The organism is Undibacterium sp. KW1 (assembly GCF_009937955.1).
In the GTDB taxonomy this organism is placed as follows: domain Bacteria; phylum Pseudomonadota; class Gammaproteobacteria; order Burkholderiales; family Burkholderiaceae_D; genus Undibacterium.
In genome coordinates this window covers 23,735-45,119 of the sequence record NZ_AP018440.1, presented here as the reverse complement: position 1 = coordinate 45,119, position 21,385 = coordinate 23,735, and the positions used below count along the sequence as shown (strand labels likewise).

Annotated in this window: 13 protein-coding genes; 3 read left to right on the top strand and 10 right to left on the bottom strand. The window is 50.8% G+C overall.

Annotated elements, in window-relative coordinates; all coding sequences use genetic code 11:
- Positions 1-348: 348 nt before the first annotated feature.
- The 4 genes from UNDKW_RS29670 to UNDKW_RS29655 form a co-directional block, all read right to left on the bottom strand.
- Complete coding sequence (locus UNDKW_RS29670) at positions 349-624, bottom strand: PRTRC system protein E (RefSeq protein WP_162062180.1); 276 nt, start codon at positions 622-624, stop codon at positions 349-351.
- A 15-nt stretch (positions 625-639) separates the two neighbouring features.
- Complete coding sequence (locus UNDKW_RS29665) at positions 640-2,460, bottom strand: PRTRC system ParB family protein (RefSeq protein ID WP_162062179.1); 1,821 nt, start codon at positions 2,458-2,460, stop codon at positions 640-642.
- Between the two features lie 336 nt (positions 2,461-2,796).
- Entirely contained in the window at positions 2,797-4,002 is a 1,206-nt protein-coding gene (locus UNDKW_RS29660) for a site-specific integrase (RefSeq protein ID WP_162062178.1), read from the bottom strand.
- A 30-nt stretch (positions 4,003-4,032) separates the two neighbouring features.
- The gene (locus UNDKW_RS29655; RefSeq protein WP_162062177.1) at positions 4,033-5,433 is read right to left on the bottom strand and encodes a Fic family protein; all 1,401 of its coding nucleotides are present in this window, start codon (positions 5,431-5,433) and stop codon (positions 4,033-4,035) included.
- Between the two features lie 662 nt (positions 5,434-6,095).
- Here UNDKW_RS29655 and UNDKW_RS29650 point away from each other — a divergent pair.
- The 3 genes from UNDKW_RS29650 (at position 6,096) to UNDKW_RS29640 (ending at position 10,763) form a co-directional block, all read left to right on the top strand.
- The gene (locus UNDKW_RS29650) at positions 6,096-6,623 is read left to right on the top strand and encodes a helix-turn-helix domain-containing protein (protein WP_162062176.1); all 528 of its coding nucleotides are present in this window, start codon (positions 6,096-6,098) and stop codon (positions 6,621-6,623) included.
- 2 nt (positions 6,624-6,625) lie between these two features.
- Positions 6,626-7,918, top strand: coding sequence for a type II toxin-antitoxin system HipA family toxin (locus tag UNDKW_RS29645; RefSeq protein ID WP_162062175.1), 1,293 nt, complete (start codon positions 6,626-6,628; stop codon positions 7,916-7,918).
- Between the two features lie 460 nt (positions 7,919-8,378).
- Complete coding sequence (locus tag UNDKW_RS29640; RefSeq protein WP_162062174.1) at positions 8,379-10,763, top strand: DEAD/DEAH box helicase family protein; 2,385 nt, start codon at positions 8,379-8,381, stop codon at positions 10,761-10,763.
- 107 nt (positions 10,764-10,870) lie between these two features.
- Here UNDKW_RS29640 and UNDKW_RS30785 read toward each other — a convergent pair whose 3' ends face one another.
- From UNDKW_RS30785 to UNDKW_RS29620, 6 genes are read right to left on the bottom strand one after another with little or no spacing between them, the layout of a single operon-like run.
- Complete coding sequence (locus UNDKW_RS30785) at positions 10,871-11,566, bottom strand: 4'-phosphopantetheinyl transferase superfamily protein (protein ID WP_232063489.1); 696 nt, start codon at positions 11,564-11,566, stop codon at positions 10,871-10,873.
- Positions 11,557-11,760, bottom strand: a complete 204-nt coding sequence (locus UNDKW_RS30780) for a hypothetical protein (RefSeq protein WP_232063488.1) — start codon at positions 11,758-11,760, stop codon at positions 11,557-11,559. Before UNDKW_RS30780 ends, UNDKW_RS30785 begins: the two co-directional genes overlap by 10 nt.
- A gap of 2 nt (positions 11,761-11,762) precedes the next feature.
- A complete protein-coding gene (locus tag UNDKW_RS30775; protein WP_232063487.1) occupies positions 11,763-13,265 on the bottom strand; it encodes a thioesterase domain-containing protein in 1,503 nt (500 codons plus the stop codon).
- Entirely contained in the window at positions 13,262-14,410 is a 1,149-nt protein-coding gene (locus UNDKW_RS29630; protein ID WP_162062173.1) for a Gfo/Idh/MocA family oxidoreductase, read from the bottom strand. Before UNDKW_RS29630 ends, UNDKW_RS30775 begins: the two co-directional genes overlap by 4 nt.
- Entirely contained in the window at positions 14,403-15,005 is a 603-nt protein-coding gene (locus tag UNDKW_RS29625; RefSeq protein ID WP_162062172.1) for a hypothetical protein, read from the bottom strand. Before UNDKW_RS29625 ends, UNDKW_RS29630 begins: the two co-directional genes overlap by 8 nt.
- A gap of 47 nt (positions 15,006-15,052) precedes the next feature.
- A complete protein-coding gene (locus tag UNDKW_RS29620) occupies positions 15,053-21,370 on the bottom strand; it encodes a beta-ketoacyl synthase N-terminal-like domain-containing protein (protein ID WP_162062171.1) in 6,318 nt (2,105 codons plus the stop codon).
- Between the last annotated feature and the right edge of the window lie 15 nt (positions 21,371-21,385).

Below are 21,385 nucleotides of genomic sequence, written 5' to 3'. Positions count from 1 at the left end.
AAATTCGTTTGGTCAATGCATTATGAAAAATAAAAAACACACCCGTTTCATTTTCAAATATTTAATAGTTAGGTAGATTTATATGGGGGTGGAAATATACAAATGTTGTTGTATTCGACTGGACAGAAATTCCAAATAGCTACGCAACAGTCGATAAATATGCGTATATTCGATTGGCTACGAAGTGCCACTGCACTTCGAATCAGATGTTACGTAAAATTATTCTAGTAGAATAATTTTGAAAGTTCAGTTTAGGTTATATGTTAGCTGCCGCACGATAAAGGTACGTTGAGAAATCCCCTCTGTAGACCAAAATTTATTCTACTAGAATAATTCGAATAAGATGCACTAGGGTAAATTGATAAAAAAGAGGAAAAACTCCTTTTCAATCTGCTCGAGAATGGCCTGGTTGCCACCCACATAAGAGAGAATCGCCACTTCAAACCCATCATCGAGTTCTTGGGCCGAACCTTTGAGTGCCATCGGGGTACGCAGACCATCGGTGGCGTCAGGTAACGGAACAAGATGAACCTGCACGTTGACGAGTCCGCCGTCCAAAGTCATCAGAAGGTTGAGCGATTTGCACTGCTGCAAGAGAGGTAAGATTGTCTGGAAATTGCTCATGGATATTCCTTTTTTTTAAATTGGTGTTTGTGTGTTTGTCTTTATTTCGTGGGGTATTTCATGACCTTCGGAAGAATGCCGGCGAATGAGAAGCCGCTCTTCATCAGGCTGGAAATGAATTCTTCTTTTGATTTGCTCATCAAACTGCTGAAAGTCTTTCCCAGGTGTTTGGCCAGGCCGATTTCTTTGGCAATGAATTCGATTTCGGATTTGGTTAAGAGCCGTAAAAATTCGTCTTTGATTGTCCAGTGGTGAGTGAGGTCTAGCTCCAGGTACTGGAGCACGCCGACGAGATCCGGGACTTCCAGATGATCCAACGCTTTCACGACCAGGCCTGTCAGGCATTTTTTGACGTTGTACTTCGTCAAGTTTATTTGCCAGACTGGCTGACTCTTTGATGCCTTTGACTTTTGTTGCTGGGCTGCCGGTCATGGTGCCCAAGGCATCACGAATCTTGGAAGAATCGACCTTGCTAAGCGTGTTGGTCATCGCCAGCGCAAAGAGAATGTCGACGCTTTCCTTGGATCGCGTGCGGATGACTGCCTTTGCCGCCGCGCGCCAAATACCAACCCGGTAGTCTTTGACTCTTTGGGATTCAATGACGGACGTCGTTGCTGCCTTTGGTGCCGCAGTACTAGTAGGCGCAGATTTGCCAGTAGTGCTGCTGGAGGTGGCCTGCGTGGTGTTCTGAGTTGTTTTGCTTGTTTCTGTTGAAGGAGATTCGCTGGCGACCGGCTTGGTGGCTGCTAGGTTTGCTGCCACTTTGCCAGCGTGGCAAATCAGATTGAAACACTGATTCTTGTACGCCTGGCCAATACTGCCTGGAAGTTTTGAGATAACGCCGCCATAGTCTGCGCAGCTTCTGCATGCTTCTGCTTGTTCGGCGCCTACACCTTTTTCACCGTCTGCTTGAATTTTGATGACGGTGTGTTGTTCTCCTGGGTTGATGAAGCGGACGGTCGGGAATTCATCAGCTAAAGCGAGCTTCCTTATGTCGAGCTCTTCATCCGTTTTTTTATCGAAGCAGCCGGGGTTCGAACATGAACCACTGCCGATATTCTCCGCAAAGAGACTGGCCTGCAGGTCACTGTTATGAGGACAAGCGACACAGTCTGTTTTATCAAAAATGGCATTGGCCATGGTCTTGGCATTTTTAAGTATCCATTCCTTGACCTGGCTTTCTGAGAGCTTTTTGTCCTGGACGATGGTCAGGACGGCTTCTTGCTTTTCTTTGGGCAGCGTCGCCAGGAGCTCGGCAATTCCCAGACTGATTTGTCGGGAATTGAGGGCAACCTGGGCAATGTCGATGAGGGCCAGAATTGCAAGGCGCGTGTCCAATTTGCTTCGGGTCCATCCGAGATATTTGGCTGTTGCATCACGGTTGTTGCCGAATGCGCCCAGCAGTTTTGCGGCGTGATTGCCTTCTTCGGTAAGCGAGGGGTTTTCTCGATGGGAGTTTTCGATTAAGGCGGCAGCCCGGCGTTCGTCGGCATTGAGTCTCATGAATCGGACTGGCATGTCGTAATCTTCGCCGCGGTGCATCCTTGCGCTGCGGGTACGGCGACCTCCTACGAAAACAACCAGATCTCCTTCTTCATCGACCGCAATCAGTACAGGGGTTTGGACGCCATGTTCTTTGATGCTTTGGTCGAAGCCATCATTGGAATCGTAGTTAAAATTGGTTCGGGGATTTTCTTTTGTTTGAAGATATTTGAGAGGCACGGTAGTCGTTTTTTCATCGACAACTTGGCCGTTGGGGAGCTGATACGGAGGAGAGGTGTTGGCTACTCCTTGCATTTCTGGAGCCGGATTTTCTATCGTTTGTGTTTCGGTCATTATTTCCTCGTTTGAAAAGGCGCGGAAACAATGCACCCGACGGGAGCGATTGTTCCCGAGGGTATTTTTGGAGTAGGTGCCGGTGAACGGCGGTGAAAAGCTTGAGCGTCAGCTCATCAATAAGCTGCTATTGATGAACGATAATGATTCATTTTGGGGTAACGTTCAGCAGAAAATATCACTCATACCAGAGCGACAGCTATTCTTCTGTGTCGTATTCAGAGGGGGATTGCGGTGTGTCATGCCTGTAAAGGCCTGAAAATAATAACATTGTTTTGATTTGCCGTGCAAGTACAGACCAACGAGCTCCAGGGAATTGATCTTCTCCACGTGCTCTCATTCTTTCGGTTGATCACTATCTGTTTTGCGGATGCGCACATTGTCGCGGTTTTGTTTGTGACGAAGTTTCTCTTCATCATGCAGGTATTTTGATGTGGTGGCGATTGAGTTGTGTCGCGCATTTGCCTTGATCGTCACAATGTTCATGCCAGCCTGGGCCTGGTGGGTGAGGGCGGTATGCCGCATCCAATGGGTAGAGGCGTCACGTAACCGTGCAGAAATATCAAACTGCTCCTGCAGATCAGCCTCGGCTGCTGCCTTGCGCATGGTTTTTGTTACGGTCCGGTAAATGACGCTGTCACTAAGCCTTTCTTCACTTGGGCCATTGCTGCGGAAAAACAGTGCGACTTTTTCTCCAGGGGAGGGAAGGGGACTTAGTCCGTTCAATATTCTGTATCGCTTAATCCAGCCTAGCAGTTCTGGCGTAATTGGGATTTCCCCTTCTTTATCGCCTTTACCTATGACGTGCCACCACCAGTATCCATCATCATCTTGACGTAGATGACCCATGGTCGCCTGTGCCACGTCTGAGAGGCGCGCAGCTGTGACATAGAGTAGGCTGAAAAGCATTTGAATACGCAGTTTGTCGCGTTGCTGCCTGTCGGTTATTTCGGGCCAGGTTTCCAGCCAGTCCCAAAAGAATTCCCACGTGGTCATCGGCAAATAACGGCTGGGGCGCTTGATTTGACTCGATCTTTTCTGGCGGACAATGGCGAGCGGGTTGCCGGCCAGATACCTGGCGTTGACCAGCCAGATCATCATGGCATTCAAGATGACCTTTGCCTGTTTGATGCTGCTTGGCTTGAGAGGGGCGCGCAGGGGTGCCCATTCAGGGGATTCTCTCTCTACTCTGGCCGTGCTGATCCAGTGTGTCGGTGGATTGGCCAGGAATTTGAAGTAGTCTTCAAAATCATCTGTCACTAGGCTGGATAAGGGTTTTTTTTGTTCCAGGACTGCCCACAGTAAGAGGCGCAGGGCTTCTTTTTCATAGGCGCGGTAGGTATGTGATTCCGCATCAAAATTCCGTAACCAGGCTTTGATGGCTTCTGAATCGTTACTTGCCGTAATCCATGGAGTCAACGTTGCACGGTTGATGCCTGATGTTCCGTCGAGACTGGACGCGGGGGCATTGTCCAGTTTGCTTAGGGCAAAGAAGGGTGCTGGTGCAGCTGTTTCGTCTATCTCTGGCATGGGTTCAGTCAATTCGTCTGCTCGTCGTAAAGTGGCTGTCAATCACGTCGCACCGCCATGTTTCTCCTGCCAGGCAGCAAACTCCAGAGGTCTGAGACCAAAACGAACAGCATTGCCGGCATGCAGGGTTTTGAATTCGGCCAATGCTAATTCGGTGAAATGATCCTTGTCCGCTTCGGCAACCTGAGCAGGTATTTTTGCACGTACGACGGTTTCTGTGGCAAATGCATCGCTGCGAACAATGGTCGCCACCAGCTCTGCCAACGCCTGGCGGTAGCGCAGACGAAAGATATCTGGTGGAATCAGGTTTTGTTTCACGGCGGCATATTGCTGACAAGAACGTTCATACGCCCACACAAAAACATCGAGCAAAAGGTCGACGCGATTTAGTTCATACACTCCAAGCATGGCATCGACATAGGCTTGCTGCGGCACATCGATAAAGGACAGGGGACACAGATTGTGGCGTATGAAAGGAATATTGGCTGCCAGCCTTGAGACTCGTTTATTGACGTCTTCAAAGGGCTGCAGATAGGGTAGGTGGACCATCAGGAAAAAAGCTTGCTCGAACGGATCCTGTATCTCTGCAGCCATCTTGATGACAATGCCAAATAGTTCTTCCAGGCGCTGGGGCAGGGCGACAGGCAAATACACGCTGCCGCCTATTTCCACGGCACGGCTACGGATACGGCCACAAGCCGAAGGATCGGCCATTAGTCCATCGGACAGGAAGGCATGCAAGGCAATAATCGTGTCCGTATTGAGTTGTGCATGCTCTGGATTGCACACCAGATATTCGATGGCCTCTTTGTGGTTCAGGATCATCTGCGTTTCGAATGCATTCTTACCTTCGGCGGCCTGGCCGAATTCGATCAGCCGCTCTGTATCGAGACGACTGTAGGTGTTCCCTTCAAGTTGTGAAGAGGCCCATGACAGATCGATTAGCAGGCGATTCAGCACGTCGCGGGCGAAAGTGCCAGCGGGGGCCTGGTCAGCTGGTGAGCGGCCCAGCTTGTGTAGTTGCTCGCGTAGGTCCAGTGGGACGTAAGCTGTTAGGTTGGGGTGGTACTGTTCAAGAAATTCAAGTTTGTAGCCAACCGGCGTACGTAACTGACGTGGCTGACGCACGTAGGCTTTAATTTTCTCGCTTTCCGGTGAAGTGGGTACATACATTTCGGAAGATAGGGTGCCTGCCGTCGTGAGCTGATCGTCATTTGATGCATCTGGACCTGTTTGGCGGCGCATATAGCGCAATGCACGGCTTCCACCGCTAGATTGGATGCGGCCTTGCTCGATGAGGAGGGCCAGTCGACGCTGTAAGGTGCGGCGTGGAATTTGATCACTGAGGGCTTGTAAGAGGGAGTCCATGCCAATACCGTTGTCGTGCAAGGAAATCAGCTCAACCAGGTGGTCTAGCTCTTGGGGGAGGGTGGGTTTTGGCATGTTTTGGTCTACATAGTGCTGTCCATGCCATTATCGCGCCAAATAAAGTGGCGCGTAAATGAATTTGTGCCATTTTATGTGCCAGATTGGTGGCGCGAAATGTCAATGTGACATATTTGTGACGCCCGAGCAGATGAAACTCTTCCGCTTGCGTTGCATTATCACTTTCACGGAGAACTGAGCTACGTTCCCTGCATTCGGATGTTTCCTTGGATGCATCTCCTTGATGCAAAAACTTACTTCAGCTCCTCCTCAATATACCGAGTAGCAATTCATTCGACTCTTAAAATTTCTTCTAAATTAATGACATTATTACAGTGCAGTAGTTGAAATATGTAATTATTCTAGCGATATATGAGATATAACGCTAAAATAAGTTTATTATTTTGAGGGGTTTTGTTTTGCTACATTTGATAAACTGTTGTTGCAGCTGAAGGGCGCTTTCGTTAAGCGTATTTACACCGTGGCCGATCGATTAAGAAGTTTGTCTGCGTGCTGGAATGGGTTCTAGCTTTTTTGCGATGTCTAGGCAGAGATGTTAATTTGATACTAAATATTTACTAAAATCTTAGATTTTCCTTTAATAAATGGCATTAATGCTATTAGGAAAATGTGTAATTATTCTAGCGAATAATCATTAATAAATCTAAAATAAGTCCATTATGGCTCAAAAAATTTCTACTTTATTACCCTATGCTGACAAGCTGTTGCAGCAATTTGGAGAGCGTCTGCGTTTAGCGCGGCTACGCCGTGGCCTATCAGCTAAACAAGTTTGTGAGCGTGCGGGAATGGCACCTATGACATTGCGTAGTGTAGAGCGAGGTGGCTCAGGCGTTACCATAGGCGCATATCTGGCAGTAATGCAGGTGCTTGGAATTGAGCAAGATCTAAGCTTGCTTGGACAAGTCGATGCCGTAGGACGATCATTACAGGATTCACGCCTTCCTGCACCACGTGTAGCTGGTGTACGTAGTAGAACATTAATAGGAGAGAACCGTGAGGTCACCTTTGGGCCTGACTATGAAGAAATGAAGCGCCTGGCGGCTTCCGATAGCGCATTGGACAAGTCTCGTAAATCACAAGAAACCAGCGTTACCAACAAAGATCATACGAATTGGGCGAATGAAGGTAAATTCATTAGTTCTAGTGCGCTTTCCAACTTGATCGCTTCACCTAAAAAAGATAAATAGAGATGGCTCAACAACGTATCGCGGTATATGGAGATTGGGATGGATTGGAAAAGCCGCTACGCCTTGGTTTCCTGAATACCCGTCGTAGTGGTAGCCAAGAACTCTTCGAGTTTTCGTTTGATGCCGAGGCCCTAACACACCCAACGCTTGTGAATGTTCAGCTTGACCCACGTTTACAATCCTTCACAGGCCCTCAATATCCGCCACAAGGTCGAACTAGATTTGCAGTTTTTTCCGACGCAAGTCCTGATCGTTGGGGTCGCTTCCTAATGAACCGTCGTTTAGAGCGCGATAAACGCGCCAGCGTCGTTGGACAGTCGACTAAACTCTTTGAGTCCGACTATTTGCTGGGTGTACATGACCAATATCGAGTTGGTGCACTACGCTTCCGACTTGATGACGTTGGTCCATTTTTGGATAACCAAGATCATCGAGGGGCACCGCCTCTAGCGGCTTTGCGCGAACTAGAGGCTGCTAGCGACGCAATTGAACGCGACGAATTCAACGATGCACCTGATGGTGGTAAATGGCTGAAGATGCTGATTGCCCCTGGAGGATCGTTAGGGGGCGCTCGACCCAAAGCTAGTGTGATAGATCCGGATGGCGGCTTATGGATTGCCAAGTTTCCCAGTGCTCGGGACACCAGCGATGATTTCAATATTGGGGCTTGGGAAATGGTGGTACATACCCTTGCCCGTCAGTGTGGCATACGCGTTCCCGAGAGTATGTTACGGCGCTATGTACATGTCCATCACACTTTTCTTGTTAAGCGTTTCGACCGCACCGCAAATGGCCGCCGCCTCCATTTCGCCTCGGCAATGACGCTGACTGACCATCAAGACGGTGATGACGCGGCTCTTGGAGCTAGCTATTTAGAAATGGCCGAAGTGCTCATCCAATACGGTTCACAGACCAATGCTGATTTACGAGAACTGTGGACTCGTATCGTTTTTAACTTGCTCGTGTCAAATACAGATGATCACTTGCGCAATCACGGGTTTTTGCTTGACCCTGGCAAAGGCTGGCGCCTTTCAGAAGCATACGATATGAACCCGGTGCCGCATTCTGATGGATTAAAACTCAATATCAGTCAGTCCGACAATGCCTTGGATCTCGATTTGGCTAGATCAGTCGCTCCGTATTTTCGCTTGTCGCCCACGGAGGCACAAGAGATCATCGAAAATAGTCAAGAGGTTGTACGCCAATGGCCTCTGCTCGCTACAGCATTGACAATTCCCGAGCGGGAACAAGAACGAATGGCTACTGCTTTTCGATTAGCATATTCGAAATATTGATCGATATCCGCGGTGAAAATGAATGTATGTTAATCAAAAATCTGTAAGACATGAACTTAGCTGTGACCAATATATAAGCATTGCGACAATCTGTGAGATTCCACATATGCACATCAGAAAATGTGTATTAACTAAAGTCACACCTCACTTCATCCGATACTAAGAGGTTGTTACGAAATTAAGATGACTAGGTGCCGTCGCCGAACACAGTACTTCAACATCAGCTTAATTTCGCAACAGCCTCAGTCGATTAGATAACGCAATTAAATCGATGCAAACCTGAATGTAGAAAAATGTGCAGGTATAAAAGTATGGACAACATTGCGAATCACAAACCATCGACGCCTAATGTTTGAATTAACTCAATGATTTTGATTACTTGCATAAAAATTATCATCTAGAATAGCTAAATTTAGCCCCGCAACAGTCCTACGCTTGTCGGTTAATCAAAAGCAAACACATGTCAAAACTAGAATCGGAACTCGCTCAGTTACGTGCTGAAAACGACATGCTCAAGCGCTTGCTGGGTACACATGGCGTCGCTATTCCAGGCGTTGTAGCATATGCTAATCAAATAGGATATTTGCCTTCCGAAGTTACGGTTACGGGAACGCTTTCGCCAGAGGCGAAGGTCAAATTGTTCCGCAAATTATTTCGTGGCCGGGAAGATGTTTACCCTGTGCGATGGACGAGTACCCAAACTGGTAAGGCGGGATACTCCCCGGTCTGCGCCAACGAATGGCGTCGAGGTGTCTGCGAAAAACCGCGTATCAAGTGCAGTGATTGTCAGCACAGCTTGTATGTGCCATTGACGGACCAGGTCATTTTCAATCATTTGAAGGGCGAACTAACTGCTGGAATCTATCCTCTGTTAATCGAAGACAGGTGCCATTTCCTGGCTATTGATTTTGACGATGCTGATTGGCGTGAAGATGCCAAGGCTGTGTTACAGACTTGTATTGCTAATGGACTGCCTGCTGCACTCGAAATTTCTCGTTCTGGGGAAGGGGCGCATCTTTGGATGTTTTTTAACGGGGCAGTCCTTGCGCGTGATGCCCGTCGTCTTGGCACAGCTTTAATCAGCGCCACTTGTGCCCGAACCAGGCAATTGAAGCTGAGTTCATATGATCGCTTATTTCCTAACCAGGATACGATGCCTAAAGGTGGATTTGGTAACCTGATCGCGCTTCCTTTGCAAAAGCTCCCAAGAGAATTGGGGCGTAGCGTGTTTGTCGACGAGAATCTCCAACCGCTGGCAGATCAATGGGCTTATCTAGGCAGTATTCAACCTATGCCTGCGGCTCTGCTGGAGCCAACCTTAACAAAATTGGTCGGTGACCGGCATCCTCTGGACATTGCCTACGCCGAAGTACCAGATGAGAATGCGGACACACCCTGGATCAAGGCGGCTAAACCGGATATCAAGCTCACCGGCACGATGCCAAAAGCAGTGGTCGCTACGATTGGCGACCAGCTATACATTGAGAAAGCAGGGTTGCCGCAAGCATTGATGAATCGATTGATTCGACTGGCTGCGTTTCAAAATCCAGATTTTTATAAGGCACAGGCGATGCGTATGTCCACTTGGGACAAGCCACGCATTATAGGCCGTGCCGAAAATCACCCTAAGCACATTGCCCTGCCGCGTGGATGTTTGCCAGATGCTAGTTCGCTCTTAAAGGCTAACAAGATTGAACTCCGGCTGACCGATGCTCGCACCATAGGTGCCGCGCTCAATGTTAGATTTTCCGGAGCCTTGCGTGAAGATCAACAGGAAGCAATGGACGCGGTGCTACGCCAAGATTGCGGTGTGCTAGTTGCACCTACCGCCTTTGGCAAGACAGTTACGGCCGCAGCAATCATTGGGCATCGAAAATGCAGCACGTTGATTCTGGTTCACCGGGCAGATTTGATGCGGCAATGGCAAGAGAGGCTAGGGAGTTTCTTGGACCTAGGGTCGCAAAAAATAGGTTTGATTGGTGCTGGAAAAAGCAAACAAAATGGAATATTGGATATTGCCGTTATCCAAAGCCTGGCTCGTAAAGATGATTTACCCGATTTTCTCAGCCAATATGGCCAGATTATTATTGACGAGGCGCATCACTTATCCGCTGTCACATTCGAGTTGGTACTCAATCAGGCTACTGCACGTTACGTCCTCGGCTTAAGTGCGACCCCAGTTCGTAGCAACGGACACCACCCCATCATGTTCATGCAGTGCGGTCCAGTCCTACATATCGCCAAGCAACCTAGTCACGTACCAGAACAATTGCTAGTCCAAGTGCAGCATTTGCCAGTTCCTGCAATGCCAGCGCTAGCAAGCATTCAGGACGTAATCCGACGCTTGGCGGAAGACGATGTACGCAATGCTTGCATTGTTAGTGATGCAGTCACAGCGCTAAAACAAGGCAGGAAAGTGCTGCTGCTCTCGAAGCGGACAGAACACCTTGATTTGCTGCACGGACAATTGAAGAACTCGGACTTTCCATGTTTCTTATTGCATGGACGGATGAAGTCAAAGGACAGGCTAGCAGTAATTGCGTCGCTAAATGAATTACAGGAAGATACCCCGCATATTTTGCTTGCAAGCGCTCAATTAATTGGCGAAGGCTTTGATCATGCTCCTTTGGACACGATGATCTTGACTTTACCAATTTCCTGGGAAGGAAGCTTGCGCCAATATGCCGGACGACTGCATCGGGATCACGCTACTAAAACAGATATCCTAATACACGACTATGTAGAACTGGATCATCCGCAGCTCGCCAGGATGTGGGAAAAGCGCCAACGTGGATACCGCGCAATGGGATATCAGGTTGAAGTGGCAGGTCGAAGGTTATGTTGAGAAATTTCTATGAAGTTACCAACACCGACTATCACTCTGCCACTGAATCTTGAGATTCCAGACGGACAGATATTGGTTGATAAGTTTTCTTTATTGCAACTCAACACCTATATCCGCATCTGGACAACCCGTAAGTTTTGGTGTGCTTGTTGGCTGGCTACCGCTAGGTGAGTGTCGTTATGAACGAAATGGCAGACATCCCAGACGGCATCTGATGTTTGGCAAACATACCTGCCAGTTCCATCGGGATTCAAGCATAGTGAGGGGAAGTGCATCGATAGTCCTTCTCCTGAGCACTTTGCGACTGCTTCTTTCATGGCCCAACTGGCGAGAAAACGCTGTTCTGTGGTTAGATTGGATGGTGGGAGCTCGTCTTTAGGGTGGGCGATTTGAGTGAGCAATTTGCCGTACTCCAGATCTCTAGCCTGTTCTATGTCTATGCCAACTTGAAGATCGGCACTGAAAGCGAGGGCTACCCAGTCGCCACTATGGGATATGTTGAAATGCATTTTCCCATCGGCCAGATAGGGCTTGCCTGCCTGGCCGGTGTGGAACTCAAGCCTGGCAGGTGCCTGATCTGTCAGACATGCAAGGATCTGTCGCTTCAGGCTGTGCGCTAGCAAGTGACGTTGACGGTCTGGTTCAAAGACGTAGGCATGATATCTGGCCTGTTCCGCTCGACTCAGCATATCCAAAGAGCATGTCTCAGCCAAATGGCGCTGTGCCAGTATGACGAGTATTTCTTTTTCTGCCAGCTTGAGAGTGGGGACAAGCTGGCAAATTGTGAATACGCTTATTGGCACAGCACAGCCTCGTTGATTTGGTTTTCACTGGCTCGGAGTGCATCTGCCAGCCAGCTTAATAACTCAACACGGCGTTTGCGCAAAAAAAAGTGACCGCCATCGACCATGCGCCAGTCAAAGCCGGCAGCGGCGTGACGTCCCCAGCGCCGAGCTTCTTCCACGGTGACGAGGTGATCATCGCTGGCTGCGACCATGACTATGGGGAATTGATCTTGTCATCATTTGATGCGGTATAGCCTTCGGCCAGTGCGCTGTCATTGCGCAATATGGGCATGATGGTGCGCATCATTTCAGCGTCTGCCATGATTTCTGCGGGTGTACCACCGAGGTGTCTTACTTCGCCAGCAAAGTCATGGTCGTTGTAGTTGGATACGCGGCGCCTTAATGGCAGGCTGGGAGCAGGACAGGCCATGAGGAATAACAGTGCTGGTTTTCTTCCCATATGCTCAAAGCGGCGTGCTACTTCAAAGGCAATTTTACAACCCAGGCTACATCCCATTAGAGCCCATGGCAAGTGGGCGTAGGGGGCAATGGCTGCGGTAATCTGGTCCACCATGACATCCATGTCGTTAATGGCAGTTTCTTTCAGGCGGCTTTCGCGGCCAGGTAACTGCAAGGGACATACGCGCCAGGCAGCCTCAGTATTGCAGGAGGCCAGTTGCCATTGGCGATATACGGATGCACCGCCACCAGCATATGGCAAAGCGAACACGTTATAACCCTTGATTGCATCAGGGGCCGTGAACGGGAACCATGCGGACACTGACTGTGTAGTAGTCGCCGGATTTTCCAGTTGATCAAGTCTGGCAGAGCGCTCAGCCAGTTGTGCTGCAATCTCATGACTGACTTTGCCAGCTGGAGCGTTGGAACGTCGCAAATGAAAGATATGATAATCAGCTCGTCCATCCTGCAATGCATGAAACAGACCGGATTCGGGCTGTGCCAGGTAGCGTTCGAGTTCAGCCCGCAAACCAGGTTTGTCGAGGGTATCTAGTGCCTTGTCCAGCCTTGTCCATAAACCCGACGGGCTGGCAGTTCTGGCAGCACATACTTGCTTTCTGACCGAGCGTTCGCGCTCCAACACGAAACCAGTTTGCAGCAATGCCTGGCGTATAGGTTCCAGATTATCGGCTGCGAGCACGTCTGCGTAACAAAAACGGCCACCGGGTTTGAGTACGCGATAAGCATGGGCAAAAAAGGCGGGCAGATCGGGATAGGCACCGGATGACTCCAGATTCAATAAAACGTCCACGCTCTGGTCTACATACGGTAAACGGCAAGCATCTGCTACCTGGAAACGCAGACGGGCATGCTGGTGACGTTTGCGACAGTAAGCAATATTGGCTGCACTGAGGTCGGCGCCAGCCAGATTGGCATCAGGATATAAGCGCGCCAACAGGGCCAGTGCACCGCCACGACCGCAACCTACGTCCAGCACACGCTTGCCTGCCAATTGGGTATCACCAAGCACTTCCAGTATCAGACGTGCTTGTGCCATGCCGGTTTCTCCTGCAGACAATGTGTTTGATGCCCAGTCTGGCAGGCCGGTTTGCGGTGCATAGCCCCAGTTTAAGTAAAGCGCATGCTCTGCCAGACCGGCACTTTCAAGCACTTCTGCCAGGCCCGCATACGCCTGGCGGTTGCGGGCCAGCGTCGCTGATGATGATGGTCGTGGAGATTGTATTGCAGCTTGGTTCATGACTGGTACTCCTTTGCATAGCTCACAGGGTCAGGGTAGGGCGGCGGCGGCGGTGAGCAGCTAGTCATCTTTGCCGGGCCAACCGCGCGCATGATGCCCAGCCATGCATCTCCATGGGCTTGCCACCACTGGTCTTGATGAACCGGAGCGTCATCCTGTATCAACTCATCGAGCGCTGCATGGATCGCAAGGGGGAAGTCATGCGCAGCGGCTTCAGTCAGACTTGGGCCATGTGGCTTGCCAAATATCGTCGCGGTTGGCTGGCGGTTGAAGCGGCTTTCTGCAAACTGATCCGCAACCAGGAGGTAAGAAGATTGGGCATCATCTCGTTCATAGTCCGGTGCATAGATGGGGTGGCTCCAGACTACCGGCCCATAACTATTGGCCAACAAGACATTACCTTCAGGGCCACCTATGGCTATTTTATGCATCACCAGACTATGGTGATCAGGATCATGTGGGTCCAGCCAGGTTTGCAGGTTCAGTGAAAATGGCACACCACCTATAAGCCCCTGTATCGCACGGAAGGGCCATGGCGCGGCGTAATCTGCAAGTGCCCCCTGCATTGCAAGTGGTTCTGAACAAGCAAAAGGGGTGGATTTACCCAAGGCCCGGCAAACAATATCCAGACTTGAATACAGCAGTTGCAAGCTCGTCGTTATTTCTATGAAAGCGGGTGGGCGTTCTGAGGCACTGCGCCTTGCATAGTCAATAAAGCGTTTGCCAGCAGGCAGATGTGGATAAAAAGTATTGACGTGGTAACGTTTGCCCTGTTGTGCTGCCAGAGCACGCAGGCGCACGATATCAGTCGGGTGCACGGGATGTTCTTGCAATACATGTATGCCTTTTGACAGCAGCGAACGTGCCAGTGAGGAACCATCGCCACCGACGATGGCACTGCGCACCACTACGCAGGCTATGTCTATATTGCTGGGCAATTGTGCAACATCGGTATACAGCGGCACCGCTAGTTTGGCAGCCAGTGCCCGTGAGCGGGCGCTACCTCTTGCCACAATGCCAGCCAGCCGATAACGTGGCAGCTGTGCTGGCCGGACAGACCACAGGTGTTCGGCACAGGTAAGAGCCGCCAGGTAATGCTCACCAAACCGGGTGCCGCAGACGACGACGTTGAGGATATCAGCCACGTGGCACCTCTTTGTTCGCTATCAGCAAGCTTTGTGGCCTGGTGTTCCATTCGGCTGGTGATTTGGCTAATGTCTGCAGGATAGTGCCCAGATGGCGCATCAGGGTACTACCCAGTTCCTTGGATATCAAGCCAGTATGCAAGTCGATGTTATATAGCAGCGCACTTTCTTCTTCCAAAACCTGGAAGTGCAGTGCGGTTCCAGGTTGCGTTGCGATTTCATAGGCTGGCATACCCAGCAAAGGGTCTGATGTTTCAGGAATGGCATAGGTAGTGCGCACACCCAGCAGACTGGTCATGGCGATAGCTGGCAAAGCCGGGCGATCCAAGCCAGCTGCCTGATAAGCAGCCAACACACTGGCACCATCCAGCAAATCAACTGCCAGCCTTTGCTGAATTCCTTCAGCGCATGCTTGTGCCAAAGCCATGAAACTGACGACATTGGTATGGCAAGCAATCACGGCGCTGTCAACGGCATCGAGCATGATATTGCCTATCTGTGCATGCAGGGGCTTGCGGTCAGGGTAATCGAGTCGCAGACTGAAGTCGGGGCTTTCTGAGCATGCGGCAATAGCAGTGGCATAGGCTGCCAGCATGACAGCTGTTCCAGTTAGACCCGCTTTCGCGCCAGTTGCCTTTAATGCTAGCCAACTGGCGCGGGCAGGGCTTCACGCCATACTGCTATCTGGTTGCCAGATAGCTCATTTGCGCCAGCTTTTACTAGTGATGGCGCGCGTGGTAGTTGAGAAAGCAGCTTGCCATATGTCGCCAGCTGTTTTGCATGAACCGTGGTCGTAGCCAGGGCTTGTTCACATGCATAATAATCACTGGCGCTGAATTGTAGCGCAGGCAGGCGTCGCTGCGGATCAAGGACCCACAAATGCAGTTCGCGCAGCATGATGCGGAAGCTTTCTATGTCTGTCAGCGTGGTATCTATGCGTAAATGTATGCGCAGGATATCCTTATTTTCCAGATTAATTATGCTAGCGCGCCAGTCGAAATGCGGCCAAACCGCGAGATCGCTGACTGCATTTGTCATCTCTTCACGAAGGACTGCTAATGCTACATCTCTTTGTTGAGATGCCAGTCCATGAAAGTCATATGTCTGCACCTCGTAATGCGGTGCTTTTTCCATGACATGCAGATTTGCCTGGGCATCTACAGTCGTTCGTAGTGCAGCGTGGCGGTCCAGTAGCAACTGCCATGCACGTTCAAAACCTGCCAGATCAAAATTGCCTGTCTTATCGAATTCCACATACAACTGCTGTGGAAGATCTCTGTTACGTAGTTGCCAGCGTAGTTTGCGCAAGCCTGTCAGTGTTTGCTGCTTGTTACCTGGTCGCGGTAGTACATCACCGTTGCTTGCCAACCAGCCGCCTTCACGCTGCTCCAGTTCCATCAAAGCCTGGCGCAATCCTGATATTGCAGGGTCTTTGCTTGCTGTATCCAGATTGGGATGGAGTGCATGCACCAGTATTTTTGCCAAGGCTGCTATGCTGCCGCCCTGGAATGCCACTTCGGCAGACAGTTTGAAGCCTAGTTCCTGCTGTATGGTTTCGCTCAACTCCAAAAACAACAAAGAGTCCAATCCCATCTCGACCAATTTGGTATTTGCATCCATGTCCGCTTCACTACATTGCAACAGGCTGCTCAGGCGTCTGCGCAAATACTGCTGGGCTGCCGGCAAAGCTAAGGCGGCTTCTGCTTGCAGTAAGGTCGCTAATGGATCGGCTTGGCCATCCATTTGCAGTTGCAATGCTGTAGCCAGTGTTTTGGGGGTATCGGCCTTGAATAGGGTTTCCGCTGAAACGGTCAACCCATATTTTTGTTTCAGTTGTTCGGTCAGGTCCAGCATCAGCAATGAGTCCAATCCTATTTGCACCAGTTTGCTGTCTTCATTCACTTGATCAATAGGGCAACCAAGCACGCCAGCGATATGCTGGCGCAATTGATGTAGCAGGGGCATAGCTGACTGTTCTGCCAATACCGGTTTCGACGTAATTGCAGTAGATGAGGCAGTATTCCAGCAAGCGCCAAAACGTGCTTGCTGCACAGAAGTCGCTTGTGCTGCAAAGCGTTTCCAATCGACATTGCAGGCTAGGTAAACGGAGGCATTGCCACTTATGGCACTGGTCAACAAGGCCCAGCCCTGGGCATTGGACATGCCCAGCATGCCGCGTTCGGCCAGATAAGCTGCCAGGCCTTGGCGTTTATCGCTCTCTATTTCACGCCAGAAACCCCAGGCCAGTGCAACGGTGTCGTTGCCAGCACGGTTGCGATGCTCTGCCAGGGCTTCCAGTGTGGCATTGGCCAGTGCATGGGCACCTTGTCCTGTCGGGCCAAACGCACTGGCTGCGGAAGAAAAGTAGACTGTCAGGGCGGGTTGCAATTGTGCTTCAAGTGCATGCAGACGCAAGGCAGCACGCAACTTGGTAGACAAGCTGGACTCCCAGTCTTGAGCTTTTACCGCGCTCAGTGGTGCATCATTGAGTACGCCTGCAAGGTGGAACACGATGCCTAATGGTGGACCATCTGCCAGTCGTCGCAGTGCTGCTGTAATCGCTTTGGCGTCGGTGACATCGGCATGGGCGTCGATGTGAATAGCGACACCTTGGCTCCGCAGCATATCCAGCGCCTGCCTTTCTTTGATGTCAGGTGCGCGACGTGTCAGCCAGACGAGGTCAAGAGCGCCCTTGGCAACCAGCCAGTGGGCCAGTTCCAGCCCCAACTCGCATAAACCACCGATGAGGACATGACGACCTTGGGGCAGGGGTGTCGCAGCAGGTAGGGTTGCAGGTGTCAGTTCCTGACGATATATAACTCCATCCCGAACAGCGACTACAGGTGCATGTTTTAATTGGGTATCCCTCAGCAATTGCAAGATCACTTGCACTTGTTCCTCGGCGCTGGCATCTGCTGCATCGAGTTGCGTGCAATGCAGAGTTGGCATTTCCTGACGTGCTACTGCCAGTATTCCGCTCGTGCCTGCGGATGGCCAAGCAACACAAAACTCTGTCTCTGTGATTGCATAGGCTTGCGGGTTGAGGAGGAGTAGGGTTGGCACCGCTGGCAATTTTGCCAATGTCGACATCAGATTCAACAGTGGTGTTACACCCATGGCCTCAAAGAGCGATGTAGCATTATCGAGACTTTTCACCGGGGCGGGTTTGTACACTACCGCATCAAACGCAGTATCTGAACTCAGAAGTGTATTCAGTGCTTCTTTATCCATAAGCTCAGCTACAGGTAACAGGCTGCAAGCAACATCAGCATTACTGAGTAAATGACTGAATTCAGATTGATTGTCATCGCTGATGTACAGCACACGTCGTGGCAATGGTAAGGACTGATTGGTCACAGTTACCTGGTGCCATTGCCAGCTAAACAATTCGGCATCGCCTTCGTTACACCACAAAGACGGCAGGGAAGCAGGACGGCGCAATAGATTTACTCCACGCAGATCAAGCTGCACCTGGCCTGTGGTGTCAGTCACAACAGAGCCATGTTCGATGATATGCAGGCGCAGGCTTTGTAGATTTTCGGTAGATGTGGACCAATACAGGCTGTCCATGCCAGCAAACAGGGATGCATCGTCGCTCAAAGCATCAATGACGCGGTCAAACAATGTCTGGTTGGACGGATCTAAATGCATTCCCCCAGCGGTCTGACTGTCATACCTGCGCAATGTGCGAGGACTTGACACAGCGGCAGTCAACAAAGTTTGCTGCATGCCACGTGTATCTGCTACCGTGGCATGCAAGCTCTCGCCACTATAGTGCAATGCCAATTGCAAAGGAGAGGGGGCATTGCTGATATCCAGATGCCAGCGCAAGTTTTTCAACTGGCGTCTGCTAGTTAGCGGCAACCAGGCCAATATGGCTGCCATGACTTTACCGATAGCTGGTTCTGGTATTGTCAGCAAATAGTCGATATTTGGATTAGGGACGGCAGTATTTGTCGCCGAGTTATCCTTGGCTATGCCCTGCCAACGGGCTAGCAATATCTGTTCACCCAATGCATAAGTGGGTAAGTCTTCCGCAGGCATGGCATCGGTCTGTACGAAACCGGCATCTGTCAGTGCCTGCTGCCAACGCTGGCGACTGGCAAACAATTCGCCATCACGTTGCTCACTGTCGGATAACGCAGGAACCAAAGGACCAAAGACAAAGTCGAACAGTTTTTTTGGTGTGGTTATTTCGCGCATCATCAGCACGCCATCCGGAGCCAGTACAGTAGCCAGGTTGGCCAGCATGACTCGCAGATCAGGTGCATTGTGCAATACATTGGCCGCTACGATCAGGTCATAACTGCCAGCTTTCAAACCTTGTGTAATAGCTGGGCCATTCATGTCAAAACTCTGGTACTGCATGAATGGATATGCTGCAAATTTCTTGCGTGCCTTTTGCAGGAATAGTGGTCCTAGATCAGTAAAAGTATACAACTCGCAAGCGCCAGGAGGCAATTGCGCAAGTATGTCGCGCGTCGTGCCACCAGTGCCGCCACCCACTTCCAGTATGCGCAGCGGCCGTCCATGTGCTTTCGCCAAGCCCGCGACAGTAGCTGCGGCGATACTGTTCAGGTAAACAGAATATGGTTGGTCCTGATACATATGCTCAACATCGTCAGTGGCAGCACCTGGGAAAACGATACTGACTGCGTCCACTTTTTCAGTCAGCATATCTGCCAGACGCGGGCCTGTACGCTCAACCAGATCAGCCAGTTGCTGATAACCCAGTTCACGCATCAGCACCAGCCAGGAACTTGGATCTGGCCAGTCTGTGCGCAGATGGCGATAACTGAACTGTCCGCCTTCACCACGCCTTTCCAGCAGATCAGCATCAGCAAGATCGCGCAACAGACGTGCAAACAACTGATGGAAGCGGATTGGTGCCCCCGCGGCTTGCAGGCAAGCTTCTACGTCCATCCAGTCATCATTGTTATTAAATATGCCCAGTGTCGCAAATGCCTGGCCGACATAAGCGGCATGCAGGGCGTCAACACCTTCGTTTTCACGTGGCAGGCCTGACAAATCCAGATCAGCGGCCAATACTGCCGCGCATTGATGACCTGCATTGCGCATGGCTTGCCATGTCGTATGATCGTCCTTGCCTATTGCTACCGGACTGGGGCCAGGTTTGGTGTACCAGCAACGCTCACCTTCAAAAGGACAAGTTGGCAACAGGGCACGTGCAACTGGGCGTATGGAGCAAACAAGATGCTGTTCCCAGGATGGGTGTTCAGCACTAGCCTGCGTAGCAACAAAATCAAGCAGGGCCTGCCCATCATTATCTGATTGCAGCGCATTGGCGATCCAGGCATGGATCCGGTGGTTTTGAAGTTTTCTGGTTTTTGTATCGTCGCCGTCGATGAAGGCATACAGCAAATTGATGAGGCTGTCGGCATCATTGGCCAGCAGTGCCAGGCGATATGGATAGACGCTGCGATGATGGACACTGGTAGCACAATAATCCGCCAGCGACTGGTCGGCAGTCCATTCACACAGACGCCATGCATGGCGCTGTGCCAGTGTTTTCAAGGCAGCTTCACTGCGTGCGCTGAGCAGCAAGAACACTGGCGCTCCATTTGCAGGCGTCAATGTGGCACGAGCTGGGGCTTGTTCCAGTATTGCGTGGCAATTCGTGCCACCTATTGCAAAGGCACTGACAGCGGCCCTGCGCGGACCGTGATCCAGGGGCCAGGGTAAGAGCATTTGCGGGACGAAGAAAGGGCTGTTCTCAAAATCAATAGCAGGATTTGCCTGTTCGTAGTGCAGGCTGGGTGGCACCTGACCAAAATGCAAGGCCATCGCAGCCTTGACGAAACTGGCGACACCTGCTGCTGTGTCCAGATGGCCCAGATTGGATTTGACTGAACCCAGGGCGCAATATTGGCTGGCATTGGTATGTTTGCGCCAGGCACGGGTCAGTGCTTCCACTTCTATAGGGTCGCCTAGAGGAGTGGCCGTGCCATGAGCTTCGACTAGGCCTATGCTGGCTGGGTCTACCTCTGCCATGACCAGGGCTTCGTTGATGACGCGTGACTGGCCTTCTGGAGATGGTGCGGTATAGCCTGCCTTGCCAGCGCCATCATTATTGACAGCAGAACCACGGACAATGGCCAGTATCGGGTCACCGTCAGCAAGAGCGCGCTCCAGTGATTTCAATAAAACCACGGCGACGCCATTGCCTATCGTGGTGCCACCTGCTTCTGCGTCAAACGGGCGGCAATGACCATCCTTGGAAAAAATCATGCCTTCTCGGTGTACATAGCCAGACTCTTGCGGAAAACCTATACCAGCACCGCCCGCCAAGACCATATCGCATTCACCGCTGGCAATCTGTTCGCAAGCCACATGTATCGCCACCAACGAACTAGAACAAGCGGTCTGCACCGTCATGCTGGGGCCAGTCAACCCAAGCTTGTAGGATACGCGGGTGGCAAGATAATCCTTGTCGTTGCCTAACAGGCGGGCGAAAGTGGATGGTGAGGCGATTTCTTCCATTTTGTCGAAAGAAGCTGCTGGGTAGCTGCTCATTTTGCATGCACCGATCACACCTATCTTTAACTCGTCGCCTTTGGCTGCAAGCGCATCGGGCGCATATCCTGCCATTTCCAATGCTTCCCATGCGCACATCAGGAAGAGTCTTTGCTGTGGGTCTATGGATTCAGCTTCATGGCGTGAATAGCCGAAGAAGCCCCAATCAAAACGGTCTGCATGTGCCACCACCGCTGCGGCTGGCACATACGCGGGGCGTTGCAGCAGGGCAGGGTCAACACCGGCGGCAGCCAATTGTTCGGCATCGAAAAAGTCGATGAGTTCTTCACCATCTGCCAGTCTGCGCCAATATTCAAAAATATCATCTGCCCGTGGCATGCGGCAGCCAGCACCGATGATGGCGACGGGCATGCTGTCACCATAGTTTGGAATTGTCGTTGAATTGATTTGACCGTTTGTATTCATAAGTATCCTTAACTT